16 protein-coding genes and 1 tRNA gene are annotated in these 13311 nt (G+C 56.9%); 12 read left to right on the top strand and 5 right to left on the bottom strand.

Annotated elements, in window-relative coordinates; all coding sequences use genetic code 11:
• Window positions 1-2: 2 nt before the first annotated feature.
• The gene (nqrM, locus tag EGY12_RS11445) at window positions 3-230 is read left to right on the top strand and encodes a (Na+)-NQR maturation NqrM (RefSeq protein ID WP_016928987.1); all 228 of its coding nucleotides are present in this window, start codon (window positions 3-5) and stop codon (window positions 228-230) included.
• Between the two features lie 32 nt (window positions 231-262).
• Here nqrM and EGY12_RS11450 read toward each other — a convergent pair whose 3' ends face one another.
• Window positions 263-1156 carry a glycerophosphodiester phosphodiesterase family protein gene (locus EGY12_RS11450; RefSeq protein WP_123893687.1) on the bottom strand — a complete coding sequence of 298 codons (894 nt, stop codon included), beginning with the start codon at window positions 1154-1156 and terminating at the stop codon, window positions 263-265.
• Between the two features lie 183 nt (window positions 1157-1339).
• On the opposite strand from EGY12_RS11450, the gene dinB reads away from it, so the two are divergent.
• Window positions 1340-2401 carry a DNA polymerase IV gene (gene dinB / locus EGY12_RS11455; protein ID WP_033641978.1) on the top strand — a complete coding sequence of 354 codons (1062 nt, stop codon included), beginning with the start codon at window positions 1340-1342 and terminating at the stop codon, window positions 2399-2401.
• Window positions 2402-2442: 41 nt separating this feature from the next.
• Here the strand turns inward: dinB and pepD are convergent, their stop codons facing one another.
• Complete coding sequence (gene pepD, locus EGY12_RS11460) at window positions 2443-3903, bottom strand: beta-Ala-His dipeptidase (protein WP_123893689.1); 1461 nt, start codon at window positions 3901-3903, stop codon at window positions 2443-2445.
• A 338-nt stretch (window positions 3904-4241) separates the two neighbouring features.
• Here pepD and gpt point away from each other — a divergent pair, with 338 nt between their 5' ends.
• The 10 genes from gpt to EGY12_RS11505 all read left to right on the top strand — a co-directional run bounded on the left by gpt (window position 4242) and on the right by EGY12_RS11505 (window position 11350).
• Window positions 4242-4700, top strand: a complete 459-nt coding sequence (gpt, locus tag EGY12_RS11465; protein WP_123893691.1) for a xanthine phosphoribosyltransferase — start codon at window positions 4242-4244, stop codon at window positions 4698-4700.
• A gap of 141 nt (window positions 4701-4841) precedes the next feature.
• Window positions 4842-6089, top strand: coding sequence for an esterase FrsA (gene frsA / locus EGY12_RS11470; RefSeq protein ID WP_123893693.1), 1248 nt, complete (start codon window positions 4842-4844; stop codon window positions 6087-6089).
• 60 nt (window positions 6090-6149) lie between these two features.
• Window positions 6150-6551, top strand: coding sequence for a sigma factor-binding protein Crl (gene crl / locus EGY12_RS11475; protein ID WP_123893695.1), 402 nt, complete (start codon window positions 6150-6152; stop codon window positions 6549-6551).
• A 116-nt stretch (window positions 6552-6667) separates the two neighbouring features.
• Window positions 6668-7771, top strand: a complete 1104-nt coding sequence (gene proB, locus EGY12_RS11480) for a glutamate 5-kinase (protein ID WP_033634090.1) — start codon at window positions 6668-6670, stop codon at window positions 7769-7771.
• 9 nt (window positions 7772-7780) lie between these two features.
• Window positions 7781-9034: a glutamate-5-semialdehyde dehydrogenase gene (proA, locus tag EGY12_RS11485; RefSeq protein ID WP_172962917.1), complete on the top strand. Its 1254-nt coding sequence runs from the start codon at window positions 7781-7783 to the stop codon at window positions 9032-9034.
• A gap of 189 nt (window positions 9035-9223) precedes the next feature.
• Window positions 9224-9299, top strand: a tRNA-Thr gene (locus tag EGY12_RS11490).
• Window positions 9300-9940: 641 nt separating this feature from the next.
• Window positions 9941-10099 (top strand): hypothetical protein, encoded by a 159-nt coding sequence (locus EGY12_RS23350; protein WP_162934431.1) that lies wholly within the window; start codon window positions 9941-9943, stop codon window positions 10097-10099.
• 110 nt (window positions 10100-10209) lie between these two features.
• Window positions 10210-10470: a hypothetical protein gene (locus tag EGY12_RS11495; protein WP_032748139.1), complete on the top strand. Its 261-nt coding sequence runs from the start codon at window positions 10210-10212 to the stop codon at window positions 10468-10470.
• Between the two features lie 96 nt (window positions 10471-10566).
• The gene (locus EGY12_RS11500) at window positions 10567-11040 is read left to right on the top strand and encodes a DUF1643 domain-containing protein (protein WP_077254484.1); all 474 of its coding nucleotides are present in this window, start codon (window positions 10567-10569) and stop codon (window positions 11038-11040) included.
• Window positions 11041-11161: 121 nt separating this feature from the next.
• Window positions 11162-11350: a hypothetical protein gene (locus tag EGY12_RS11505; RefSeq protein ID WP_123893700.1), complete on the top strand. Its 189-nt coding sequence runs from the start codon at window positions 11162-11164 to the stop codon at window positions 11348-11350.
• Between the two features lie 44 nt (window positions 11351-11394).
• Here EGY12_RS11505 and EGY12_RS11510 read toward each other — a convergent pair whose 3' ends face one another.
• From EGY12_RS11510 to EGY12_RS11520, 3 genes are all read right to left on the bottom strand, one after another.
• Window positions 11395-11664 carry a hypothetical protein gene (locus EGY12_RS11510; RefSeq protein ID WP_032748138.1) on the bottom strand — a complete coding sequence of 90 codons (270 nt, stop codon included), beginning with the start codon at window positions 11662-11664 and terminating at the stop codon, window positions 11395-11397.
• A gap of 75 nt (window positions 11665-11739) precedes the next feature.
• Window positions 11740-11943, bottom strand: coding sequence for a hypothetical protein (locus EGY12_RS11515; RefSeq protein ID WP_032750067.1), 204 nt, complete (start codon window positions 11941-11943; stop codon window positions 11740-11742).
• A 5-nt stretch (window positions 11944-11948) separates the two neighbouring features.
• Window positions 11949-12620: a tyrosine-type recombinase/integrase gene (locus EGY12_RS11520; protein WP_227658507.1), complete on the bottom strand. Its 672-nt coding sequence runs from the start codon at window positions 12618-12620 to the stop codon at window positions 11949-11951.
• Between the last annotated feature and the right edge of the window lie 691 nt (window positions 12621-13311).

The raw sequence follows: 13311 nt of genomic DNA on the forward strand, positions 1-13311 counted from the left end.
CTATGCTGACGGTATTCGCCGCCACCTTCGTGTTGTTCCTGCTGATCGTCGGCGGGATGTCGCTGGGTTACGTGTTCAAGCGCAAAAGCCTGCAGGGCAGCTGCGGCGGCATCACCGCATTGGGGATGGAGAAAGTCTGCGACTGCCCGGAGCCCTGCGATGCGCGCAAAAAGCGTGAAGCCAAAGCGGCACAGCGGCGCGAGCAGCTGGAAAAGCACCGTATTCTATAGCTATAGCGAAAACCCGGCCTTGGCCGGGTTTTTTACTTCGCCTTGCGGAAGTTTTTCGCCTCGGCCGGTGAGTTGACCATCACGCCGTCGGCGCCCAGCGCCAGCGCCTGCTGATACTCCTGCGGTGAGTTGACGCCGAACAGGATGATGTGCGCCGGGCCCTGCGAGCGGAAGCAGTCCATCGACTCTTTATCCCAGGTCAGAAACGCCTTCGAACGCCCTTCACCGAGGGTATATTTCTCCACCACTTCCACCTCGCGCTTCAGTTCCAGCCCGTACCAGCGCGGCTGCCGGTTATCCGGCTTGACGTCGCACTGATGCGCCATAGTGATATTGGCCAGCAGCGTGCGGGTCTCGTCGCGGCTTTCGAAGCGCGGGATGGCCGGCGGCAGCGCCTGCAGGTATTTGGCGTCGGTGGAGTAGACGCGGATGCGGTTCAGGCTGTCGGTGCTTTCCAGCGTCGCCAGCAGCGCCTGGCCAAACTGCGCCGGGTCGGCGTCCGGGGATTTGATGTCCAGATAGAAAGTCACGCGCGGGAAGGCCTTCAACACCTCGTCCAGCCGCGGAATGCCGATGCCCTGGCTGCGGAACGGGTGCTCATCCCCCCTGGCGAAGGCCCAGCCGGCGTCGGTCTCGGCCAGCTGCGCTGCGGTATAGGCAGAAACCGGGCCCTGCCGGTTAGTCAACGCTTTCAGATCCGAAGGGCGATACAGCACGATGACGCCGTCTTTGGATTCTTGCAGGGTGATCCAGATGGCGTCGGCGCCGTTTTTCAGCGCGGTTTCGATGGCGATGCGGGTGTTCTCCGGCGCATCGGCGGTGCCGCCGCGGTGGGCGACGATCGCCGGCGCGTGACCGGCGGCGCTGGCCGCCAGCGCGCTCAGCGACAGCGCGGAAGCCAGCAGCAAATAAGAAAATCTGATCATGTAGGGTACCTTGTCGTTATCGTTGTGGTGAGCCGCACGGGATGGCGGAAATCATACTATTGAAAAATTAAGCTTTTTTAACAACGCGGAAATATCTGGCGGAAACGGTGCTTTCGTCGAACCCTGCGGCCTTGAGCTTTCGGTATGTGACTGTATACTTATACAGTGTTACTGGAGGGTGCGATGCGTAAAATCATTCATGTCGATATGGACTGCTTCTTCGCGGCGGTGGAAATGCGCGACGATCCCAGCCTGCGCGATATCCCGCTGGCGATTGGCGGCAGTGCCGATCGGCGCGGGGTGATCAGCACCGCCAACTACCCGGCGCGGCGCTACGGCGTGCACAGCGCCATGTCCACGGCGATGGCGCTCAAGCTGTGCCCGCATCTTACCCTGTTGCCGGGGCGCATGGCGGCCTACAAAGAGGCCTCGCTGCACATCCGCGAAATCTTCGCCCGCTATACCCCGCTGATCGAGCCGCTGTCGCTCGATGAAGCCTATCTCGACGTGACAGACAGCCCGCAATGCAATGGCTCGGCGACGCTGATCGCCCAGGAGATCCGCCAGGCGATCGCCGACGAACTGAACCTCACCGCCTCGGCCGGCGTCGCGCCGATCAAGTTTCTCGCCAAAATCGCCTCCGAGATGAACAAGCCGAACGGGCAATACGTGATCACGCCGGCGCAGGTGCCGGCGTTTTTGCAGCAGCTGCCGCTCAGCAAGATCCCCGGCGTCGGCAAGGTGACCGCCAAGCGCCTGGAAGAGGTGGGGCTTATCACCTGCGCCGACGTGCAGCAATATGATCTGGCGCAGCTGCTCAAGCGCTTCGGCAAGTTCGGCCGGGTGCTGTGGGAGCGGTGTCAGGGCATAGATCGGCGCGAAATCTCAGCGGAGCGGCTGCGCAAATCGGTGGGGGTGGAGCGCACACTGGCGGAAGATATTCACGACTGGGAAGACTGCGAAACGCTGATTATCGACAAACTCTATCCCGAGCTGGAGATGCGGCTGCGCAAGGTGAAGCCGGATCTGCACATCGCCAGGCAGGGCGTAAAGCTGAAGTTTCAGGATTTCCAGCAAACCACCCAGGAGCACGTATTTCCGGTGCTGAACCGGCAGGATTTGCTGGAGGTGGCGCGGCAGGCGTGGCGCGAGCGGCGCGAAGGGCGCGGAGTGCGGCTGGTGGGGCTGCACGTGACGCTGCTCGATCCGCAGCTGGAGCGGCAGCTGGCGCTGCCTTGGGAATGAAAAAGCCGGCGGTCGCCGGCTTTTTGCATTAAGCGTGCAGATTACGCGCGCTCAGGGATCGCTTTCAGCAGCGAGGTCAGCAGCTTCCAGTACAGAGAGACGCTTTCGATATGCACCTGCTCATCCGGCGAGTGCGGGCCGGTGATGGTTGGCCCGATCGATACCATGTCCATATTTGGATACGGTTTTTTAAACAGACCGCATTCCAGACCGGCGTGGATCACCATGATGTTTGGCGTCTTGTTGAACAGATCCTGATACAGCTCGCGCACCAGGTGCATTACCGGCGAGTCGGCGTCCGGCTGCCAGCCCGGGTAGCCGCCCTTCGGCGCTACCTTGGCGCCGGCCAGCTGGCCCAGCGCGGTCAGCATCTCGACCACGTAGTCTTTGCCGCTGTCGATCAGGGAGCGGATCAGGCAGATGATTTCCGCTTCGTTTTCGCTGGTGGTGACCACGCCGACGTTCAGCGAGGTTTCCACCACGCCTTTTACCGCGTCGCTCATGCGGATCACGCCGTTCGGCGTGCCGTTCAGCAGTGCCAGGAAACGCTGCTGGCTGTCGGCGGTCAGCGCCTGTGACGCGCTGGTGGTCGGCTCCAGCAGCACGGTGATGTTCTTCTCTTTGGCGGAGAGTTCGTTCTGCAGCACCGCCAGGAATTCCTGGCTCAGCGCTTTCAGGGCGTCGGCCTTGTCCGCGGGCACCGCAATCACTGCGGAGGCTTCACGCGGAATGGCGTTGCGCAGGGTGCCGCCGTTCAGATCCAGCACACGCAGATTCAGCGCCGCCGCATGGGCGAACAGGAAGCGCGCCAGCAGTTTATTGGCGTTGCCCAGCCCGACGTGGATCTCGGCGCCGGAGTGGCCGCCTTTCAGGCCCTTGAGGGTCAGCTTCAGGGTTTGGTAACCGGCCGGCACCGCTTCGCGCTGCAGCGGCAGGGTAGTGATGAAGTCGATACCGCCGGCGCAACCCATGTAGATTTCGCCTTCTTCTTCGGAATCGGTATTGATCAGGATGTCCGCCTGCAGCCAGTTCGGCTGCAGCCCGAAGGCGCCGTCCATGCCGGCCTCTTCGGTCATGGTCAGCAGCACTTCCAGCGGGCCGTGCTCAACGCTGTCGTCGGCCAGCACCGCCAGGGCGGAGGCCATGCCGATGCCGTTGTCGGCGCCCAGCGTGGTGCCGCGTGCTTTCACCCACTCGCCGGCGATATAAGGCTGGATCGGATCCTTGGCGAAGTCGTGCACGGTGTCGTTATTCTTTTGCGGCACCATGTCCAGGTGCGCCTGCAGCGCGACCGGCTTGCGATTTTCCATGCCTTTGGTGGCCGGCTTGCGCAGCAGGATATTGCCGACCTGATCGCGCTCGGCGTGCAGGTTCTTTTCTTTGGCCCAAGTGAGGATGTGCTGCGCCAGCGCTTCTTCATGATAAGAAGGGTGCGGGATAGAGCAAATCTTGGCGAAAATATCCCACAGCGGCTGTGGCGAAAGCTGAGACAATTCAGACACTATAAGTCTCCTGTGGCGGCAGGCTCCGACAGGACGGGCGTGCCGCGCGGTTAAGGTGAGTGGGCATCTGTGCGTCGTGGCACGATCATCAGAGAATATCACTTTATTTCCGGCGGTGCGCGCCCCGTATTGTGCGGTTTAAGCGCTTGATCACACGGCTTCGCTGCGGGAACGCTCGCTTTTTCAGCATCAATCACCGAAAAGCCGCGCGGCGGAAATCGCGAGGTTTTCCTCGGTACAACTGGAATTCAACGCGGCCAGTCTCTATAATCTCGCGCAACCTTTTTTCCCCTGAACTATAAAGTAAGCCGCCTCACCGCCGGCTGGGACACGATTCTATGAGCGAAAAATACGTTGTTACCTGGGATATGCTGCAAATGCACGCACGCAAGCTGGCGCACCGCCTGCTGCCTGCCGACAAATGGACGGGCATCATTGCCGTAAGCCGCGGCGGCCTGGTGCCGGCGGCTCTGCTGGCGCGCGAACTGGGCATCCGCCACGTGGATACCGTCTGCATTTCCAGCTACGACCATGACAACCAGCGCGAAATGAAAGTGCTCAAGCGCGCCGAAGGCGACGGTGAAGGTTTCATCGTGGTGGACGACCTGGTGGATACCGGCGGCACCGCGAAAGCGATCCGCGATATGTACCCGAAAGCGCATTTCGTCACCATCTTCGCCAAGCCGGCGGGCCGTCCGCTGGTGGACGACTACGAGGTCGACATCCCGCAGGATACCTGGATCGAACAGCCGTGGGACATGGGTGTCAGCTTCGTTCCCCCTATCGGCGGTCGCTAAGCCCAGCCAGTTCCAGCCAAACGCCCGGTTATGCCGGGCGTTTGCGTTATCTTGGTTAATCCCGCCAGAGTTAGGTACACTACCTCCAGTTAAGTAGGCCTTTTGCGGCCTATCGCCAGATTTACGGAGGCTGTTGTTACCATGGCACAGGCCAACCTTTCTGAAATTCTTTTCAAGCCCAAATTCAAACACCCTGAAACCTCGACGCTGGTGCTGCGCGCGCGCAACAACGTGAGTGCTGCCATGCATTCCGCGTTGGAAGGCGACACAACCGGCAGCTGGTACCGCATGCTGAATCCGCTGCTGTGGGCCTGGCGCGGCGTCAGCCCGATCGAAATCCACGAAGTGCTGGCGCGCATCGCCGCCTCGGACGCCGAGCGCAGCAATCCGCAGCGGCTGGATACCGTGGTGGGCTACCGCAACGGCAACTGGATCTATGAGTGGATCCACCAAGGCATGCAGTGGCAGCAGCGGGCGACGGAGCAGCAGGACCCGCTGCGCGGCGGCGAGTATTGGCTGAAGGCCGCGAGCCTGTACAGCATCGCCGGTTACCCGCACCTGAAGGGTGACGAGCTGGCCGAGCAGGCGGAGATGCTCGCCAACCGTGCGTACGAAGAGGCGGCGCTGCTGCTGCCGTATCAACTGAAAGAGCTGGAGTTCCGCATCGAAGGCGGCGGCAGCGTCACCGGCTTCCTGCACATGCCGGAGAAGGGTGAGGCGCCGTTCCCGACGGTGCTGATGTGCGGCAGCCTCGACACGCTGCAGACCGACTACCACCGTCTGTTCCGCGACTACCTGGCGCCGCACGGTATCGCCATGCTGACGCTCGACATGCCGTCTATCGGCTCTTCCTGCAAATGGAAGCTGACGCAGGACTCCAGCTACCTGCATCAGCAAGTGCTGATCCAGCTGGCCTCGGTACCGTGGGTGGACCATCAGCGGGTGAGCGCCTTCGGCTTCCGCTTCGGTGCCAACGTGGCGGTGCGGCTGGCCTATCTGGAACCGCAGCGGCTGCGTGGCGTAGCCTGCCTGGGGCCGGTGGTGCATCGTCTGCTGTGTGACAGCAGCACCCAGCTGAACGTACCGGACATGTATATGGACGTGTTGGCCAGCCGCATGGGCATGGCTAACGCCTCGGACAACGTGCTGAAGGTGGAGCTGAACAGCTACTCGCTGAAAATGCAGGGGCTGCTGGGACGCCGCTGCCCGACGCCGATGATCTCCGGCTACTGGGAGCGCGACACGCTCAGCCCGAAAGAAGAGTCGCAGCTGATCGTCACCTCTTCGGTGAGCGGTAAGCTGGTCGCCATCCCACGCACCCCGGTTTACGACAGCTTCCACCGGGCGTTGCAGCAGATGTCCGGCTGGCTGAAGGACAAAATGCGTTAATTAGTTGCTAAATTTTAACAGTTTGTTAAAAAGAGTGGTCTACATTGAGGAGGTTAGAGAATGACGTTACCGAGTGGTCACCCTAAAAGCCGACTAATGAAACGTTTTGCCAGCTTGGGGCCGTACCTGCGTGAAGGGCAATGTGAAAACGACCGTTTTTTCTTTGATTGTTTGGCCGTCTGCGTCAATGTAAAGCCCGCTCCGGAGAAGCGCGAGTTCTGGGGCTGGTGGATGGAGCTGCAGGCGGAAGAGGCGCGCTTCACCTATTCGTACCAATTCGGTCTGTTCGACAAGGATGGCGATTGGACGGCGCAAAACATTAAGGATGATGAAGTGAGTGCCAAGCTGGAAGACACCCTGCGCGACTTCCATCGCCGCCTGGGCGAGCTGCTGGCGACCATGGAACTGGGGCTGGAACCCGCCGACGATTTCAAAGAAAAACTGATCAAACTCTCCGCCTGACCCCGTTTGACCACGTATTGTGCTGATTTCGCGTTGTGCCTGTTGGCATAACGCGTCTCTCCTGTTACAAAGACCTTTGCACTCTTCTTCTCATCATTACACACGGCAGAAATACTATGAACGGCAGCCAGACATTGGTTGTGAAATTGGGCACCAGCGTGTTGACCGGCGGATCGCTGCGTCTGAACCGCGCCCACATTGTCGAATTGGTGCGCCAGTGCGCGCAGCAACACGCTGCGGGCCACCGCATCGTCATCGTCACCTCCGGCGCCATCGCCGCCGGGCGCGAACACCTGGGCTACCCCGAGCTGCCCGCCACCATTGCCTCCAAGCAGCTGCTGGCGGCGGTGGGGCAGAGCCGGCTGATCCAGCTGTGGGAACAGTTGTTCTCCATCTACGGCATCCACGTCGGGCAGATGCTGCTGACGCGCGCCGATCTGGAAGACCGCGAGCGCTTCCTCAACGCACGTGACACCATGACGGCGCTGCTGGACAACCGCATCGTGCCGGTAATCAATGAGAACGACGCCGTCGCCACCGCCGAAATCAAGGTGGGCGACAACGATAACCTGTCGGCGCTGGCGGCCATTCTGGCCGGGGCTGACAAACTGCTGCTGCTGACCGATCAGCAGGGCCTCTACACCGCCGATCCGCGCAACAACCCGCAGGCCGAACTGATCCGTGAAGTGCACGGCATCGACGACGCGCTGCGCGCCATCGCCGGCGACAGCGTTTCCGGTCTGGGCACCGGCGGCATGGGCACCAAGCTGCAGGCGGCCGACGTGGCCTGCCGCGCCGGTATCGATGTGGTGATCGCCGCGGGCAGTAAGCCGGGCGTAGTGGCGGATGTGATCGAAGGCAAACCGGTGGGCACCCGTTTCCACGCGCTGGAAACCCCGCTGGAAAACCGCAAACGCTGGATCTTCGGCGCGCCGCCGGCCGGTGAGATCACCGTCGACGACGGCGCGGTGGAAGCGATGATGGCGCGCGGCAGCTCACTGCTGCCGAAGGGCATTCGCGAAGTGAAGGGCGACTTCTCGCGCGGCGAAGTGATCCGCATCCGCAACCTGGCGGGGCGCGATCTGGCGCACGGTGTCAGCCGCTACAACAGTGACGCAATGCGCATGATCGCCGGGCACCACTCGCAGGAAATCACTGAAATCCTCGGTTATGAATACGGTCCGGTGGCAGTGCACCGCGACGATATGATTGTCAGTTAAGGAGTGAGCATGCTGGAGCAGATGGGGAAGGCCGCCAAGCAGGCCTCCTGGCAGCTGGCGGTGCTGAGCACGGCGAAGAAGAATCAGGTGCTGTCGGTGATGGCCGACATGCTGGAAGCCAACAGCGAAGCGATCCTGCTGGCGAACGAACAAGACATGGTGCAGGCGCGCGCTACCGGCATGAGCGAAGCGCTGCTCGATCGCCTGCTGTTGACCCCGGCGCGGCTGGCGGCGATCGCCAACGACGTGCGCCAGGTGTGCCGCCTGAACGATCCGGTCGGCCACGTGCTGGACGGCAACCTGCTGGACAGCGGGCTGAAGCTGGAACGTCGGCGGGTGCCGCTCGGCGTGATCGGTGTGATTTACGAGGCGCGGCCGAACGTCACCATTGACGTCGCCAGCCTGTGCCTGAAAACCGGCAACGCGGTGATCCTGCGCGGCGGTAAAGAGACGCACAACACCAACCAGGCGACGGTGAAAGTGATCCAGCAGGCGCTGGAACAGTGCGGCTTGCCGGCGGCGGCGGTGCAGGCGATCGACAGCCCGGATCGCGCATTGGTGAACGAACTGCTGCGCCTGGATCGCTATGTCGACATGCTGATCCCGCGCGGCGGCGCCGGCCTGCACAAGCTGTGCCGCGAGCAATCGACCATCCCGGTGATCACCGGCGGCATCGGCGTGTGCCACACCTACGTGGATGCCGACGTCGACTTCGACAAGGCGCTGACGGTGATTGAAAACGCCAAGATTCAGCGCCCGAGCGCCTGTAACTCGCTGGAGACGCTGTTGGTGAACCGCAGCATTGCCACCGAGTTCCTGCCGGCGCTGAGCGCCAAAATGGCGGCGGCGGGCGTGACGCTGCACGCGGCGGAAAACGCGCTGCCGCTGCTGCAGGGCGGCCCGGCGACGGTGGTGCCGGTGAACGCGGAAGATTACGACGACGAATGGCTGTCGCTGGATCTGAACGTGCTGCTGGTGGACGATATCGATCAGGCTATCGACCATATCCGCACCCACGGCACTAACCACTCCGACGCGATCCTCACCCGCTCGCTGAGCAGCGCCGAGCACTTCGTGCGCGCGGTGGACTCCTCGGCGGTGTACGTCAACGCCAGCACCCGCTTCACCGACGGCGGCCAGTTCGGCCTGGGCGCGGAAGTGGCGGTAAGCACCCAGAAACTGCACGCCCGCGGCCCGATGGGCCTGGACGCGCTGACCACCTACAAGTGGATTGGCTACGGCGACGATCTGGTGCGCAGCTAAGGCCGGATTGCGGTTATTAAAGACGTCAGGGCGCAGCAGGCTGCGCCCTGATTTTTTATGGAGAAGACAACGCGCGGCAGTTCGACTGCTTGCAAAACAACCAAACGCCCCGGCGGCTATTGACTCATTTCGTGCACAGGTCTACCTTGTTCAACGCACTTCCGGCTTGCCCCGCAGGCCCGGCTCAATGCCGATATAGCTCAGTTGGTAGAGCAGCGCATTCGTAATGCGAAGGTCGTAGGTTCGACTCCTATTATCGGCACCATTTCAACAAAATCAAAGGCTTACGTGATTTTCCCCGTCACTTTTGATTTTGCCTTAACACGTCTAAACGCCTGTGTGATGTATGGGCGGTTATCAGTATACATTGCATGGGCAGGTGTGCGAAGCGTCCAACCTGTAGAAGCATGTGAATCTTGCATGACCAGCATCACTTGCTTTGTAAAACTGAATCGTGCTAATAGGGCAGCCAGGCCCACACAACATGATAACGAAGCTGTAACGTGATCCCCTTCGTGCGGGGGCTACTTGATCATTCTTGCTGTGAAGCAACACGAAGATCAGGCAGTTCATAACAGATCCATTCGTAAGCCTCTGGGCTTTGTGTGGCGCTGGGATGGATGGATAAACAGGCGTAAATGATGGGACACTAACCGGATCGGGAAAGAATCCGGCTCTGCCACGGTAGCGATCACCGGAACACAACGATCACCTGATAAATCACGTTATTGATACATTGCCGGAACTTCTAATGAAGTCGCTACGCTCCCTTTCTCTTATGTGCCCATCACGGCACGTAAAGGTGATGTATTACCCAAAGGTTTTGTATTTGTCATTGTTCCTCAATTTTGGATAGCCTCCAGTGTACTGATCCGTATAGGAAAATTAGCAAATCGAGGTGAGAACATGGCAAATGCTACCAAAAGCGCCGCGACAAAGCGCAACAACCGTAAAATTCATGCCCGTAAATTCCTGGCTACGCCAGAGGGTAAAGCCTGGCTTGCTAAGAAGCAGGAAGAAGAGGCAGAGATTAAATTAGCGCGAGCGGCTAACGCTATGTTTTAAGGCGATCACCAATGGGCTTATTGGCTGCTATTGTCCAAAATCTGTTAGTTGCACATTTTCTGCTCTCTGGATAACCTGAGATTAATCCTAACCATCAGAGAGAAGAGACTATGCAGATCACTGTCACATCCCAGAACGTAGACACGCATAAGAAAAACATCAGACGTGATGACCTGAAAGGGTTAACTTGTTTCATGCAAATGGCACATAGTGTGCGTGTGACCGCATCGCAAGATCACCAAGCTATCGTTCAGAGTGTTTTGGGGAAACCTGATAGCGATAACCATCATCAGTTACCATCTTATTGGGTCTGGAATGATGTGGATGCCGTGAAGCTGGTTGATGTGCTGTACGCAGTCGCTAACGCATGAAGCCGTCGGAAGTTTCTTGTATTAACGGAGGCCTGGCGCTTAGCAACTTGATAAACCTGTTATGGATAATAGAGCCACTCAAACAAAGGTATTCAAATGGAAATGTTAAAATACGCAGTGTTCTCAGATTGCAAACAGTATCGCTATTCGATAGCCAGAACTTGGGATGAAACAAAGCCCTATGCGGTCTTTATAGGTCTGAACCCTTCTTATGCTGACGCTGAACAAGATGATCCCACGCTTGGGCGCTGTATCTCGTTTGCTCAAAGGTGGGGGATGGGCGGTGTACGCATCGTTAACCTCTTTGCATTCGTACATACAAACCGCTTTGAGATGATGAAAGCTGCTGATCCGGTTGGTGCTGATAATGATCTCTACATAGTTGAAACGGTAGTTAATGCTGGCGTAGTGGTTGCTGCATGGGGCAATGAGGGACGGCATTTGCAACGTTCTGCTGCAATACGTGCTTTACTGCCCGCTGATACAAAATGCTTTAAAATCAATGCAACAGGTGAGCCTAAACACCCCCTCTATGTACATGGTGACACAGCGCTAATTCCCTTTATTTAATTGGTAAGGTATCCGGTGAGTTTACCTATTCCGTATTGTGAAACAACGTCATTAACCCCATAATCCCTTTTAACCTTGGGTGATCTCAGGTGTTGAAACCTACTGCAATGGGAGATTAGAAATGGGTATGATTACGTGTGAAGAGTGCGGGGCTGAGTACAACGAAGAAGATGGTTACTGCGTAGCTTGTGATGAGTCTACACCACCACCAGGTGAACAGTGTGAATTTTGCGATAACCCTGCAACTTCTTATGTACAAGATCATCCGGTGTGTGATGATTGTTTTGATGATGCCTATCCTATTGATTGATAATTACTCTAACAATAAAAAAGGGGGCATCATGCCCCCTCGTATCATTCCTGTAAAGCCCGTAGCCACATCATAAGCAAATGAAGCTGGCTTCCTGTCATTGCTGGTACTTTAACCGCTTGACCTCGTTCTGCGTTGCACAGCGCGAGCGCTAACGCCATAATGCTGCTGTTCTGCATTTCCTTCTCTCCGTTGGGAATGTTGAATACGGCGGGGGCTGGCTTCTTGGTGGTTGGCGGCCCCTGCCACTTGCTGATCAACTGCTCTTCTAAGGTTTGTTGGTAACAGGTGACGCTGTATTGTCGTCCCTGCAAACTTCACTACCTGCGTATAAACGCACACCGTAGCACCACACCAGATAAAGCTGGTGATTAGCTCTTCTTCCTTTTTCACTCTTCCGAATCCTCTGTATTGAAGGTTTTCGTATAGGGACATTTCCCCTCAGTTACGTAGGTGAACAGGTAATTGCTGTTCTGATACGTGCATAGCGTTTTTCCGTTCTCCGTCTGTTCCTCCTCTGGGTGAGTCATCGTAATTTGTCCTGCATGAGCCGCCAGCGGCAGCAGTACCAGCACGTAAAGTAAGCGTTTCATGTTGATCACTCCCAAATGTTTGCAAGGGCAGCGCCCACGCTTTTAACGTCAATCTTCAAATAGTTCATGGTCACTTTAGGATCTGAATGGTTCAGCGCTTTCATTGCTAAGGCAAGGTTGCCATTGGATTGCTCAAAAATTTGTGTAGATGCAAATTTTCTAAAGCTGTGACAGCCTACCGTTCCTTTAATCCCGACACTCTCCGCAGCCTGTTTGATCTCACGGTTCACCTGTTCACGGCTGACAGGCGATTTTCCTGATGCACGGTTGCTGTGTGACGTGAAAACGTATTCGTCTTTCGGGAAGGCCTGGCGGCGACGTTCTACAATCTCCCACACCTTGGCAGGGACGATGATTTCTTTCTTCTTGCCCGTCTTACTCTCCAGCACTTCCAGCGTATTTCCCTCCTTGAACTGGCTGAACTTCAAATTCACCGTATCCCCGACACGTAAGCATAAAGAGGCCATTGTTACCGCTACGTCTGCGAATAGCTGTTTGTTATGACTCTCAAGCCAGCTTATCAGCTTAAACGCCTCTGCTTGGGTGATTATCTTCGTGGTCGCCATCAACTTATCTCCATCAATCTTGAAACTGTGAAATAAGATTATGATCATTTTCAGTGAGTTACAACTATTCAATCTCACATTTTTATTGAAGGTGGTGGAAGGTTGCGCCATTTCCAGCACTACTGAACGCGAAGAAGCACGGCCTCCTGTTCAAAACTCGCACAAATACGAAATATCCTTAACAAAATCATAATGTTGGCAAGTCTAAACAGATGTTTGAACGTTGCCAAATACTGGCGAGGCTATGCACGGTTTATGCAGATTCATTGCATACCATAGAGAGGAAGGGTGAAGGTAAAGCGATGTGTGTTAATTAAATCAATAGGTTGGGTGTTCTATCTCACATTACTACACAACCTTGAGGTAGAGGCATTGCACTGTAAATGAGAAGCTTTCTCATTTGTGGCGATGTGATTTGAGTTGTTGAGAATGATTATCAAATGAATGGATTCTGAGCATGGAAAAAGAAACATCGTTTCAATTTAGAAAACTCGTTCAACACATTGCACCTATCATGAAGTGCTCATTGTGGACAATGATCGCTGTGAGCCGCACGGCGTAAGGTTTTATGTAACATGAGTTATAGTTTCATTTGTTACTATCTTGATGGCTATGGCAACTTTCCCCCGTATTAATGGCTTTCTTTACCTGCGAATTACCAGCGGATTACGCTCCAGTTTGATAGGGATAACCTTTGGTTAATCTAAGATTAATCTTAGGTGTTGTTGTATGTGCGATTCGTAGTGAGCAGGGCGACGGTCTACCGTTGGGGGAAGGGCTGAAAGTAACGTTTTGGTACTCT

This window comes from Serratia sp. FDAARGOS_506, from assembly GCF_003812745.1.
In the GTDB taxonomy this organism is placed as follows: domain Bacteria; phylum Pseudomonadota; class Gammaproteobacteria; order Enterobacterales; family Enterobacteriaceae; genus Serratia.